Origin of the sequence: Corallococcus silvisoli (genome assembly GCF_009909145.1) — a bacterium.
Classification (GTDB): Bacteria; Myxococcota; Myxococcia; order Myxococcales; family Myxococcaceae; genus Corallococcus; species Corallococcus silvisoli.
This window is the reverse complement of record NZ_JAAAPJ010000012.1, coordinates 285,863-297,091: the sequence shown is the minus strand read 5'-3', so window position 1 is coordinate 297,091 and position 11,229 is coordinate 285,863. Positions and strand designations below refer to the sequence as shown.

Here is an 11,229-nt window from a genome sequence, read left to right as displayed (position 1 = left end):
AGCCTCACCTTCTAGCCGCAACGCCTCACCCGGAGCCCACACGGATGCACAAGGAGCCCATCATCGGCATCGACCTCGGCACGACGAACTCGTGCGCGGCGATCGTCGAGGACAGCGGGAACGTCAAGCTCATCCCCTACAAGGGCGGCGAGTACACCATCCCCTCCATCTTCGCCATCGATGACAAGGGCAATGAGCTCATCGGTTTCGAGGCGAAGCGCCAGTGGCAGCTCAACCCGCGCAACACCGTCTACGGCGCCAAGCGCCTCGTCGGACGCACCTTCGGCAGCGAAGTCGTCGACACGATGAAGAAGGTCGTGGCGTACAACATGCGCCCCGGCGCGAAGAACGACGTCACCCTGGACGTGGGCAAGAAGGAGTTCACCCTCCAGGAGATCAGCGCCAAGATCCTGGGGAAGATCCGCGAGGTCGCCTCCAACTACCTGAAGATGCCCATCAAGCGCGCGGTGGTGACGGTGCCCGCGTACTTCAACGACCGGCAGCGCCAGTCGGTGAAGGATGCCGGCAAGCTCATCGACCTGGAGGTGGTGCGGATCATCAACGAGCCCACCGCGGCGGCGCTCGCCTACGGCGTGGGCAAGGGGCTGGCGGAGAAGGTCGTCATCTACGACCTGGGCGGCGGCACCTTCGACGTCTCCATCATCGAGATCCGCGACCGCGTCTTCGAGGTGAAGTCCACCGGCGGTGACGTGTTCCTGGGCGGCATCGACTTCGACAACGCCATCATCCACCACGTCCTCAAGGACTTCGCGGCCAAGACGGGCATCGACCTGGCCACGGATCCGGTGGCCATGCAGCGCATCAAGGACCTGGCCGAGCGCACCAAGATCGACCTGTCCGCGCGCGAGGAGGTGCCCTTCAACATCCCCTTCATCACGATGACGGCGCAGGGCCAGCCGTTGAACATCGAGATGAAGTTCACGCGCAAGATGCTGGAGCAGCTGACCAACCAGCTGGTGGACCGCACCCTCCAGATGGTGGCGCGCGTGCTGGTGGACTCGGGGCTGTCCACCAAGGACATCGACGAGGTGATGCTGGTGGGCGGCCAGACACGCATGCCCGTCGTGCAGGACCGGCTCACCAAGTTCTTCGGCAAGCCGCCCAGCAAGGGCGTCCACCCGGACGAGGCCGTGGCCATTGGCGCCGCGCTCTACGCGCACTCGCTCCAGGACGACACCAACCTGCGCATCCAGCTGCTGGACGTGATCCCCATGGCCATCGGCCTGGAGCGCGGCGACGGCGGCTTCCACGTCGTCTTCCCGCGCAACGCGTCCATCCCCAACGCCAAGCAGCTGCTGGCCACGACGAGCATCGACAACCAGACCGAGCTCGCCATGCGCATCTACCAGGGCGACCACGACGCGGTGGCGCGCAACGACCTGCTAGGGGAGTTCACCTTCTCCGGCATCGTCCCCGCGAAGGCCGGCACGGTGAACGTGGAGATCATCTTCGACGTGAGCGTGGAGGGCATCCTCACCATGCGCGCGAAGGACCCCGGCACCGGCCGCGAGATGAAGACCACGGTGCGCGTCACCCAGAGCTAGAAACACCGCGGCGCCCCTGCCTGCTGGAGGCGAGGGGCGCCGGGTGGGGACAACGGACCGCCGGGGGAAACCTCAGGCGGTCTTCTTTTCCTTCTCCATGACGATCTGCGGGGGCTCGTGCTTGGTGATCACCTGTTCGGTGATCTTGCACTCCTTGACGCCCTCGCGGAACGGCACGTCGTACATGATCTCCAGCATCGCGTCCTCCATGATGGCGCGCAGGCCGCGCGCTCCGGAGTGACGGCGCATCGCCTCGCGGGCGATGGCGCGCAGCGCTTCCTTGGTGAAGGTGAGCTTCACCTTCTCGATCTCGAACATCTTCTGGTACTGCTTCACCAGGGCGTTCTTCGGGATCGTGAGGATGGTGACGAGGTCATCCTCCTTCAGGTCGTTGAGCGTGGCGATCATCGGCAGACGGCCGATGAACTCCGGGATCATCCCGAACTTCATCAGGTCTTCCGGCTCCGTCATCGCCAGCAGCTCACCCACGCTGCGCTCTTCCTTGTGGGTGATCTTCGCGCCGAAGCCCAGGCCCTTCTCCCCCACGCGGCGCTTGATCACGCCGTCGATGCCGTGGAAGGCACCGCCGCAGATGAAGAGGATGTTGGTCGTGTCGACCTGGACGTACTCCTGCTGGTTGTACTTCTTGCCGCCGCGCGGCGTGACGTTGGCGCGAGTGCCTTCGATGATCTTCAAGAGCGCCTGCTGCACGCCCTCGCCGCCCACGTCGCGGGTGGCGCTGGGCATGTCACCCTTGCGGGCGATCTTGTCGATTTCGTCGATGTAGACGATGCCGCGCGCCGCCTTCTCCACGTCGTAGTCGGCGTTGTGGAGGAGGTTCTGGATGATGTTCTCGACGTCCTCACCCACGTAGCCGGCCTCGGTGAGGCTGGTGGCGTCCGCGATGGTGAAGGGGACGTTGAGGAAGCGCGCCAGGGACTGCGCGAGCAGCGTCTTGCCAGAGCCGGTGGGGCCGATGAGCAGGATGTTGCTCTTCTGCAGCTCCACGTCCTCGCCGCCGGGGCTCTTCACGCCGGGGCGCGGCCGGGAGGTCGGCTTCTTCTGGTAGATGCGCTTGTAGTGGTTGTAGACCGCGACCGAGAGGACCTTCTTCGCCTGGTCCTGACCGATGACGTAGTCGTCGAGGAACGCCTTGATCTCCAGCGGCGTGGGCAGGCTGACCTGCGGCTTGCCCTCCTCGCGTTCGTTCTCGTCCGCGATGATGTCGTTACACAGCTTGATGCACTCGTCGCAGATGTAGACCGTGGGCCCGGCGATAAGCTTCCGGACCTCGCGCTGCGACTTGCCGCAGAACGAGCAGGACAGGTTGACGTGGTGCTCCTTCTTCACTGCCGCCTCCGAGTTCGCCGGCCCCGGTTCGGGACCTTCTCCGCCGACCACCGCACTCCAACACCCGCGAAGCCGCCCACGTCTTTCGACGGCTCCCAGCCCACCTGCTACAGGCCCTGAACCCACTATAGGGCCCTCCCCTCCGGGCAGGAAGCCCGGCGGGGGGGACCTTTCCCAGGAGCGTTCAGCCCCGGTCAACGGGTCGGTCTTGGATAACAGCGACTCAGGCGTCCGTCACGCTCGACGCGAGCTCTTCGACATCGTCCGCCAGGGCGGCCGCCCGCTCAGCGACAGCGTTCGGCACCCGACGGCTCCCCGCGAGCTCCGAGGCGAGCTTGCGCGCGAGCTGCGCCAGCTTCCGCACCTGGAGGCTCTCCGGGGGCGGCTCCGGCGGGGGACGGGGGAAGCGCTCGGTGAACTCCTTCTTCAGCTCCGTGGGCGACTTCTCCGGGCTCCAGATGCTGTCGCGCAGCGACTTGTACTCCGTGGGGGACAGCTGGCCGCGCTCCTCGGCGTCGGCCAGGACTTCCACGACCTCGAAGGCGGGGGCCTTCTCCGGGAACTCCTGCTGCTGAAGCTCCTCGGGGGCCTCGTGCTTGGCCAGGAAGCTGAACGAGCGCGTGAGCTTGAGCGCGGTCTGCTTCTTGATGTGGAGCTCCTTGAGGCAATAGGCCTCGAAGGAGGCGTGGCCCCACTCCTCGTACTTCGCTTCGTCCCGGACCTGGACGAGCAGCTTGCCCAGCTCCGCCCAGGTGGACTTGAAGCGCTTGGCGGCGAGCAGGACGGTGTGACGGAACGTCCCCGGAGGGACGCTCATGGCCTTCTTCGAGATCTCGACTTCGGCGACGGATGCGGCGGACATGCCCTTTCTATCGGGCACGTCCGGAAGGTGGGCAAGAAAGTCGCCCTACCCTCGCTTGCCGATGTTGAACGACAGCCCCACGGTGGCGCGCTCGCCGTCGTAGGCCTTGAAGGGCCACTTCTTCAGCTCCGCGAAGAGGCACTCGAAGAGTGGGCCCTGCTTGAACTGGGGGTTGTCCACCCACAGCTTCGCCACGCGGCCGTCGTTGCCGATGACGAACTCCATGGGAATCTTCGCGGCCAGGCCGGGCGTGCGCTCGGCTTCCTCCTTGAAGCAGCGGAAGAGCTTGGACTGGTTGCCGGCGACGACGCGGTTGATGGCGCCCTGGTCGAACTGCTGGGCCATCTCCAGGCCGTCGGGGTCCGTGGTGACGTTGCCCGTGCGGGGCGGCCGGCTGGCGGCGCTGGCCACCGCCGTGCCCGGTGTCTTGCCAGGAACACCCGCCGGCCCCGCGGGGCGATCCGGGCGGCGCGGATCATTGGTGGGATAGGCGACGAGGTCCTCGTCGTCCACGCGGGCCTGGGCGAGCCGGATGGTGGGCGGGTCCATGGTGATGCCGTCGCCCTCCTCGCCCGCGCCGAACAGGCCGTACACCGCCGCGTTGCGCGCCAGGTACCAGCCGGCGATGCCCAGCACGATCGCCACGCCCGCGGCGACCCCGCCCAACACCTTCACGCGGCGCTGGTTGCGCGCCTGCTCCACACGCATCGTCTGCGCGACGCGACCCTGGGCCTCGTACCGCGCGATGTGCACCTGGAAGGCGGCGGTGTCCCGGAGATTCCGGAACTCCCTCTCACCGGCGGGGGCCACCGGGCTGTCCGGCGTCAGCTCCCCCGTGTAGAGCTTCTCCACCACCTGGGACGCGGTGATGGGCCCCAGCACCAGGTCGCCCTGTCGGAAAAGCCACTGCTCATCACTGTCCACCGCGAGTTCTTGTCCGGCCAGCATTCGCGCGGAGTATCGTGTGTCTCCCCGCGCCATCGCAACGCCGTGGCTAGACCCTCCGTCAAACGAATTCCCGCCGTACTGTGGACTTGGTATCGCGGCGGAAACTTCCGCGGCTTCCAGCGCCAGGTGGAGGGCCCGACCGTCCAGGACGCCCTGGAGGGGGCCCTGCATGAGGCGGGCTGTCCCGCGACGGTGATGCCGTCGGGCCGTACGGACCGGGGCGTCCATGCGCGGATGCAGGTCATCAGCCTGCGCCTCAATGAGGACGTGTCGTTGGAGGCCCTGCCCGGACGGCTCGCGCCGCGCCTGTCTCCGGACGTGGGCATCAGCATCGCGAAGCGGCCGCCGGGCGCCTTCCATTCGCAGTGGAGCGCGAGCGGCAAGGCCTACCGGTACCGGCTGACGCTGGGCGCGGCCCCATCCGAGGCGTGGAGCCCCTACGCGCTGGACGTGGCGGCGGAGGCGGCGCTCCAGTCGGGGCGCCGGGTGACGCCGGAGAAGCTGGAGGCCCTGCTGGCCCGCGCCGTGGGCACGCGGGACTTCACCGCGTTCCACGAGCGCTCCAGTCCCCAGAAGGCGCGCACCCTCGCGTCCGCCACCCTGAAGGACAGGGGGGAAGGACTCTTCGAGGCGCGGCTGACGGGGGATGGCTTCGCGCGCTACCAGGTGCGGTACCTGGTGGGCAGCGCGCTGAAGGTGGCCGCGGGGCTCCTGTCCGAGGAGCAATGGCACGCGGCGCTGGATGCGGGCACCGCCCTGGCCGGCTTCAAGGCCCCGGCGCATGGGCTGATGCTGTGGGAGGTCCGCTATCCTTCCGCGGTGGACCCCTTCGGGCCCGGCGAGCGCCTCCACCCGCCCGGTCTGCCCGACGTGCCTCCCTTCACGGAAGGTCCGCCGGACTGACGCGCGGCGTTCAGTCCACGAAGCGCGCTTCGTACTTCGCCAGCAGATCCGAGATGGCCTCCCGGAGGTACTCGCTCTGACGGATGCGCGTCGTGCGCGACAGCTCCTTCAGGGCGTCCAGCTTCTCGCGGTTGAGACGAAACACGACCGAGGTGAGGCGGGGATTCATGTCCAAGTGCGTGGCCTCCGACAGATGCACACACCCTCTCACAGTGTCGGACAGTCGCAAGAAAACTCCTTACGAGGCCGAGCCCACCGGGATGATCCACTGCAACCCGGTGAAGAGCTCGGTGTCCGCGCGCAGTCCGGAGCCGAACCCGAAGGTGAATCCGAGCCCGCCGTACAGCGCGAAATGATCCGAGAGGGTGTGACTGGCGCCGAACCCTATGCGAGGCCCCAGCCACGGCCCAGAAATCGGACGCACGGAAGCGCCGAGTTCGAAAAAGGTCCTCCAGGACTCGGATCCGAAGACGCTCCGGTACCCGCCGATCAGCGCCAGCTCCTCGCCGGGCCTGCCGGCGCTGCCGCGCACGAGGAGGAACACCTGATCCTCCGCGTAGCCGACGGTGAGCGCCGCCCCCAGATCCAGCTGCCCGGCCAGGCCGGACACGGCGGAGTCGCCGCTGATCCGCTCCGTGTACGTGGCCCCCGGCCCGACGCTGAGGATCAGCGAGCGGCGGCGCGCATAGGGCCCGTCATCCACGAACTCCGCGGCGGCGGCGGGCACCCCGGCGAGGATCAGGACGACCGCCGCGAGTCGGCTCACCCCACCACCGGGAGCGGGAAGCCCTCGGGACGCCCCTGCCCTGCCCCGGCGGCGGGGGCGATGCCGGCGGCCTCGTTGAGGCGGCCGGAGCGGAAGGGCTCCAGATCGAGGGCCACGAACTTGAAGCCCAGGGACTTGAAGGCGCCGTTGATCCGCTCGCGCACGCTGGCCTCGAAGAAGCGCGGGTACTCCTCGCTGGCCAGCTCGATGCGCGCCACGTCCTGGTGGTAGCGCACGCGGAACTGCTTGAAGTCCAGGGCGCGCAGCTCCGACTCCGCGGCGGCGATCTGCAACAGCCGGTCGCGCGTGACGGACGTGCCGTAGGGGATGCGCGACGCGAGGCACGCCATCTGCGGCTTGTCCCAGGTGGGCAGCCCCAGCTTGCGGCTCCAGGCGCGGATCTCGTCCTTGGTCAGCCCGGCCTGCGCCAGGGGGGACACCACCCGGTGCTCCTTCGCGGCCTTGTGGCCGGGGCGGTGATCCTTGAAGTCGTCCGCGTTGAAGCCGTCCAGCACCACCGTGAGGTCCAGCTCCGCGCGCTTCGCCTCGCAGAGGTCGTACAGCTCCGTCTTGCAGAAGTAGCAGCGGTTGGTGGGGTTGGCGGCGTAGTTGGGGTTCGCCAGCTCGTTGCTGGAGACGACGACGTGCCGGGCGCCCAGGCGGGCCGCCAGCTCACGCGCCTCGCGCTCTTCTTCCGGCGCGACGGACGCCGAGAGCGCGGTCAGGGCCAGGGCCCGCTCGCCCAGGACCTCCACGGCGACCTTGAGCACGAACGTGGAGTCCACGCCGCCAGAGAACGCCACCAGGGCGCTGCCCTGCGCGCGCAGGGCTTCGCGCATCGCCTCCAGCTTGGGGAGGGACGCTTCACACAGGGCCTCAATCCGCTCGGGGCTCAGCATGGGGGACTCCTAAAACGAAAGGGCCCCGGATTGCACGCGCATCGCACGTGCAACCTGGAGCCCTTCAACGAAAGAAGGTCAGCGGTGGGGCCTTACCGGGCCTTGCGCTTGGCGGCCTTCTTCGCCGCCGGGGCCGGCTTGCCCACGCGGGCGGCGCGGGTGGCCGGACGCGCCTTGGCGCCCTTGGAACCCTTGTCCGCCTTGGGGGCCTTGGCGAGGACGCGGGCCGGAGGGGCCTCCTCGTCGCGGCGGGCCTTCTTCGGCGGCAGCGGGTTGGCCTTCATCTTCTTGCCGGTGATGGTCTTCAGCTCGTCCGTGGACATCAGCCCCAGGTCCAGCAGCGCCTGGAAGATCTTCGTCCCGCCGTCCTCCACCGACTCCGTGTCGGAGTAGATGGTCACCTCGGGCGAGGTGGGCGGCTCGTACGGCTCCGTGATGCCGATGAAGTTCGGGATCTCCCCGTTGAGCGCCTTCTTGTACTTGCCGGTGGTGTCGCGCTCGATGAGCTTCTCCGTGGGGCAGTCGACGTAGACCTCCACGTACTTGCCCACCGAGCGGCGCACCTCCTCGCGGCTCGACTTGTAGGGGCTCACCGAGGGGACCAGCACCGCCACGCCGTTGCGGGCGAGCAGGCCCGCGACGAAGCCCAGGCGGCGCACCACCATGTTGCGCTCATCCTTGGTGTCGCCGATGCCAGCCCACAGGTCGTTCTGGAGTTCGCCCTCGTCGAGGACCTCCACGTTGCGTCCGACCTGCCGGAGGCGGGCCGCGATGTAGGCGGCCGTCGTGCTCTTCCCGGTCCCGGACATGCCGGTCAGCCAGAGGGTGAATCCAGTGTTGGGGGCCATAAGGGTTCAAACTCCCTGCGTCCGGAGCGCTTCTTGCACGCGGCGTGGGACGCGGCAGATCCAGTAGACCCCCGCTTTATAGACGAAAACCCAGTGACTTGACAATTCGGACCCACCTTTCCGCAGGTGGGGGTGCCGGTCAGGCAAGTCCCTGCCCTTACACAGGTTTTTCAAACCTGAAATCCGGCACTGTAAGCGGAACAGTCTGAAAACCGTCCCCGCGCCACTTGGACTGGGAGGCCGAGTCCACCCGTCCGCGATGTATGGCGATCACCACATACGACACGTGCGGCAGGAGTGGGACGCCCTCCGGCGCGGCCTGTCGGCGGTCCTCGGCGGAGAAGACGGCGGCGGCGTCCACGTGGGAGTGGAAGACGCACGCCACCGTCTCGCCGCGGGCCTCCGCGTCCAGGCAGACCTGGAGCCACGCCTCCGGGGCGAAGGCGTAGGCGACGCGTGGCGTGGGGGAGGCGTTGGGCAGCAGGACGACCCGCCAGGCGCCGCCCTGCCCCGCCCCTTCCTGGAGGATCACGCCGCAGCCCTCGTGAGGCCACGTCGCCTCCAGGTGGCGGACCATCCGCGCGACGACCTCCGGTGGGAAGGCGGGGATCAGGGCTTCGGGTCCGCCGCCGCGCAGCGCGAGCACCGGCGCGGTTCCAGGTCCGACATCGCGCCGGGCGCGCCCAGCCACTTTCCACCCAGCGCCGGGCCCAGGCCCAACCGCAGCCGCTGGAAGACCAGCGCGCCCAGGGCCCCCAGCGCCACGCCCAACGCCCCGTCTGGCGGCGTGCCCAGGTGGCGCACCGTCTCGCCGAAGCACCAGACGCAGCCGTCCGCGCCCCGGAACACCACCGCGCCGCGCGCGCCGTCACCGCCCAGCGCGACCCAGGGCCCCTCGCCGCTCCATGCCGCCGGCAGCTCCGCGAGCAGCCCGCCTCCCGGGGTGCCTACCGCGTCCGGGTTCACCTCTGGCACCACGCGCGCCAGCACCTCCGGCACGGGCCGACCCACGTCGTGCGCCGAGGCGAGGAACCCCGGGGACCAGGGCCCCATCGTCAGGGTGCCCACGCCCGTCACCGGGGTGCCGCCGCCCGCGAGGTACGCCGCCGCCGTGAGGCCGGACGCGCCCAGGCCGTCCACGCGCGCGCCTCCCGACAGCAGGGCCTCCTGTCCGCGGCCGCCCACGTCCCGCAGGAGGATCTGCCGGGAGTAGCGGAGAATCTGATCCTCACGCAGCGCCATGACGCCTTCAGCCTCCCGCCATCGCGGGGATGAGGGTGATCCGGTCCGCGTCCTTCACCGGCGTCTCCAGGGCCCTCAGCGCGCGCACGTCCTCGTCGTTGAGGAAGATGTTCACGTAGCGGCGCACCGCGCCCTTCTCATCGAACAGGCGCGCGCCCATGCCGGGGTAGCGCGCGTCCAGGTCGCGCAGCACGTCCCCGACGGTGGCGCCGGTGGCCTGGACCTCGGCCTGGTTGCGCGTGAGCGTCCGCATGGGGGTGGGAACGCGAATCGTGGCCATGGCTCACCTCCCCCGCTTCCGCAGCACCAGCCGGTGCGTGCCGTCACCGCGCGGCGCGAGCGACACCACGTCATGCCCCTCGTCCGCGGCGCTGCGGGGCACGTTCTTCAGGGGCTCCTCGCCCTTGAGCAGCACCTCCAGCAGCGCGTCCGGGGGCAGCGACTCCAGCTTCAGCTTGGTGCGCACGTAGGTCATCGGACACACCTCGCGGGTGATGTCCAACGTCGCCGTCACGTCGGGCATGCGGTGTCCTCCAGGGACGAAGGGAACGGGGGCAGGGACTGGATGGCGCACCCGGGGCAGTCCGGCGCTCGCGTCACCGTCACGGCGCGCCCCTCCAGCGTCTCGCCGTCGAGCACGTGCAGCGTGGACTGGCCGCGCGGCCCGCTCGCGGCGCCGGCGAGCAGCTCCAGCGCGAGCAGCGCCTGCACCGCGCCGATGAGCCCCGCCATCGCGCCCAACACGCCCGCCTGCGCGCAGGTGGGCACCGCGTCCGGGGGCGGAACGTCCTCGTAGAGGCACCTGAGGCAGGGGCCTCCGGGGTCGATGCGCAGGGCCTGCCCCTGCATCCGCAGCACGCCGCCGTACACCAGGGGCACGCCGGTGAGCACCGCCACGTCCGACAGGAAGAACTTGGTGGCCACGCCGTCCGTCGCGTCCACCACCAGGTCGTGCGCCCGGAAGAGGCCCTCCGCGTTGCCCGCGTCCAGCCGCTCGGGCAGGGCCTCCACGCTCAAGCCGGGAAAGGCGCGCAGGAGGCCGGCCGCGGCGGACTCGGCCTTGGAGCGGCCCACGTCCGCGGTGCGGTGCCAGAGCTGGCGGGGCAGGTTCGTCACGTCCACCCGGTCCGGATCCACCAGCGTCAGGTGGCCCACTCCGCCCTGCGCCAGCGCGAGTGACGCGGGACAGCCCAGGCCGCCCGCCCCCACGACGAGCACCCGCGCGCGCTCGATGCGGGTCGCGTGGGGAATGCGTGCGTGGTGGTCGGTGTCCGGGGAACCGTGCATGGGACTGGTGCTCCGCGAGGAACGAAACGAATATGGTGCGGCGACTGAACGTCCGGACTCCAGGACGGTCCCGAAGCCTTCACTCCCGTTGTCGCCACCGCCGCCTTCACAAGCGGCCCTCACCAGCCAGGACATATGAAAAACCTGACCGGCGCGCTCGTGTTTTCCACCCTGCTGTCCCTGGCTGTCGGCTGCCACAAGAACACCGGGGAGAGCCCCGACGCGGCCACCCAGACGGGCACCGTCCAGGGGGAGCTCCAGTCGGGCCGTGAGGCCGCCGCCCCGACGGCCACCGCCGAGGCCGGCACGTCCGACCCCAGCTACGACTCCGGCGCCAGCGACCGGCTGGCCCTGGAGTCCTGCGTGGACGGCTGGCTCAAGTCCCACAACCTGGACCGGTTCGGCAGCCCCAAGGGCACCATGTACGCGGGCGGCTCGCCCCTCTTCGACGAGCGCACCGGCGAGAGCCACGACCGCCTGGACTTCGTCCTCTCGCGCCAGCCAGAGGCGAAGAAGGCGTGCGTCGACGCGGGCGCCCCGAAGTAGCCCCCTCGCCCGT

The 11,229-nt window shown here is 69.4% G+C and carries 15 protein-coding genes; 3 read left to right on the top strand and 12 right to left on the bottom strand.

The features are described 5' to 3' along the window. The first annotated feature begins 44 nt into the window (after positions 1 to 44). Positions 45 to 1,565, top strand: coding sequence for an Hsp70 family protein (locus tag GTY96_RS24645; RefSeq protein ID WP_143908819.1), 1,521 nt, complete (start codon positions 45 to 47; stop codon positions 1,563 to 1,565). A 72-nt stretch (positions 1,566 to 1,637) separates the two neighbouring features. Here GTY96_RS24645 and clpX read toward each other — a convergent pair whose 3' ends face one another. From clpX to GTY96_RS24630, 3 genes are all read right to left on the bottom strand, one after another. After that, a complete protein-coding gene (gene clpX / locus GTY96_RS24640; protein ID WP_143908817.1) occupies positions 1,638 to 2,915 on the bottom strand; it encodes an ATP-dependent Clp protease ATP-binding subunit ClpX in 1,278 nt (425 codons plus the stop codon). 223 nt (positions 2,916 to 3,138) lie between these two features. Beyond that, positions 3,139 to 3,777, bottom strand: coding sequence for a hypothetical protein (locus GTY96_RS24635; RefSeq protein WP_143908815.1), 639 nt, complete (start codon positions 3,775 to 3,777; stop codon positions 3,139 to 3,141). Positions 3,778 to 3,822: 45 nt separating this feature from the next. Further along, positions 3,823 to 4,725: an AgmX/PglI C-terminal domain-containing protein gene (locus GTY96_RS24630; RefSeq protein ID WP_201756340.1), complete on the bottom strand. Its 903-nt coding sequence runs from the start codon at positions 4,723 to 4,725 to the stop codon at positions 3,823 to 3,825. Between the two features lie 42 nt (positions 4,726 to 4,767). Between GTY96_RS24630 and GTY96_RS24625 the strand changes: the two genes are divergently transcribed. Next, positions 4,768 to 5,628, top strand: a complete 861-nt coding sequence (locus GTY96_RS24625; RefSeq protein ID WP_143908811.1) for a tRNA pseudouridine synthase A — start codon at positions 4,768 to 4,770, stop codon at positions 5,626 to 5,628. A 10-nt stretch (positions 5,629 to 5,638) separates the two neighbouring features. Here the strand turns inward: GTY96_RS24625 and GTY96_RS24620 are convergent, their stop codons facing one another. The 9 genes from GTY96_RS24620 to GTY96_RS24580 all read right to left on the bottom strand — a co-directional run bounded on the left by GTY96_RS24620 (position 5,639) and on the right by GTY96_RS24580 (position 10,670). Then, entirely contained in the window at positions 5,639 to 5,803 is a 165-nt protein-coding gene (locus GTY96_RS24620) for a ribbon-helix-helix domain-containing protein (protein WP_014396701.1), read from the bottom strand. A 63-nt stretch (positions 5,804 to 5,866) separates the two neighbouring features. Next, entirely contained in the window at positions 5,867 to 6,394 is a 528-nt protein-coding gene (locus GTY96_RS24615; RefSeq protein ID WP_161665975.1) for a hypothetical protein, read from the bottom strand. Next, positions 6,391 to 7,293, bottom strand: coding sequence for an ATP-dependent sacrificial sulfur transferase LarE (larE, locus tag GTY96_RS24610; protein WP_143908806.1), 903 nt, complete (start codon positions 7,291 to 7,293; stop codon positions 6,391 to 6,393). Before larE ends, GTY96_RS24615 begins: the two co-directional genes overlap by 4 nt. Before the next feature lie 92 nt (positions 7,294 to 7,385). Beyond that, a complete protein-coding gene (gene cysC, locus GTY96_RS24605; RefSeq protein WP_143908804.1) occupies positions 7,386 to 8,141 on the bottom strand; it encodes an adenylyl-sulfate kinase in 756 nt (251 codons plus the stop codon). 157 nt (positions 8,142 to 8,298) lie between these two features. Continuing rightward, entirely contained in the window at positions 8,299 to 8,787 is a 489-nt protein-coding gene (locus GTY96_RS24600) for a M67 family metallopeptidase (protein ID WP_328700989.1), read from the bottom strand. Then, a complete protein-coding gene (locus GTY96_RS24595) occupies positions 8,751 to 9,383 on the bottom strand; it encodes a HesA/MoeB/ThiF family protein (RefSeq protein WP_161665974.1) in 633 nt (210 codons plus the stop codon). The genes GTY96_RS24600 and GTY96_RS24595 overlap by 37 nt, the downstream gene beginning before the upstream one ends. A gap of 7 nt (positions 9,384 to 9,390) precedes the next feature. After that, positions 9,391 to 9,663, bottom strand: a complete 273-nt coding sequence (locus GTY96_RS24590) for a ubiquitin-like small modifier protein 1 (RefSeq protein WP_143908800.1) — start codon at positions 9,661 to 9,663, stop codon at positions 9,391 to 9,393. Positions 9,664 to 9,666: 3 nt separating this feature from the next. After that, a complete protein-coding gene (locus tag GTY96_RS24585; protein WP_143908798.1) occupies positions 9,667 to 9,906 on the bottom strand; it encodes a sulfurtransferase TusA family protein in 240 nt (79 codons plus the stop codon). Next, a complete protein-coding gene (locus GTY96_RS24580) occupies positions 9,894 to 10,670 on the bottom strand; it encodes a HesA/MoeB/ThiF family protein (RefSeq protein WP_161665973.1) in 777 nt (258 codons plus the stop codon). The genes GTY96_RS24585 and GTY96_RS24580 overlap by 13 nt, the downstream gene beginning before the upstream one ends. Positions 10,671 to 10,805: 135 nt before the next feature. Here GTY96_RS24580 and GTY96_RS24575 point away from each other — a divergent pair, with 135 nt between their 5' ends. After that, complete coding sequence (locus tag GTY96_RS24575; protein ID WP_161665972.1) at positions 10,806 to 11,216, top strand: hypothetical protein; 411 nt, start codon at positions 10,806 to 10,808, stop codon at positions 11,214 to 11,216. Positions 11,217 to 11,229: the final 13 nt, after the last annotated feature.

What these genes read in the sequence shown, in the direction of transcription:
- GTY96_RS24645 (WP_143908819.1), top strand. Translation starts at nt 45, where the DNA reads ATGCACAAGGAGCCCATCATCGGCATCGACCTCGGCACGACGAACTCG.
- GTY96_RS24635 (WP_143908815.1), bottom strand. Translation starts at nt 3,777, where the DNA reads ATGTCCGCCGCATCCGTCGCCGAAGTCGAGATCTCGAAGAAGGCCATG.
- GTY96_RS24630 (WP_201756340.1), bottom strand. Translation starts at nt 4,725, where the DNA reads ATGCTGGCCGGACAAGAACTCGCGGTGGACAGTGATGAGCAGTGGCTT.
- larE (WP_143908806.1), bottom strand. Translation starts at nt 7,293, where the DNA reads ATGCTGAGCCCCGAGCGGATTGAGGCCCTGTGTGAAGCGTCCCTCCCC.
- cysC (WP_143908804.1), bottom strand. Translation starts at nt 8,141, where the DNA reads ATGGCCCCCAACACTGGATTCACCCTCTGGCTGACCGGCATGTCCGGG.
- GTY96_RS24595 (WP_161665974.1), bottom strand. Translation starts at nt 9,383, where the DNA reads ATGGCGCTGCGTGAGGATCAGATTCTCCGCTACTCCCGGCAGATCCTC.
- GTY96_RS24590 (WP_143908800.1), bottom strand. Translation starts at nt 9,663, where the DNA reads ATGGCCACGATTCGCGTTCCCACCCCCATGCGGACGCTCACGCGCAAC.
- GTY96_RS24585 (WP_143908798.1), bottom strand. Translation starts at nt 9,906, where the DNA reads ATGCCCGACGTGACGGCGACGTTGGACATCACCCGCGAGGTGTGTCCG.
- GTY96_RS24580 (WP_161665973.1), bottom strand. Translation starts at nt 10,670, where the DNA reads ATGCACGGTTCCCCGGACACCGACCACCACGCACGCATTCCCCACGCG.
- GTY96_RS24575 (WP_161665972.1), top strand. Translation starts at nt 10,806, where the DNA reads ATGAAAAACCTGACCGGCGCGCTCGTGTTTTCCACCCTGCTGTCCCTG.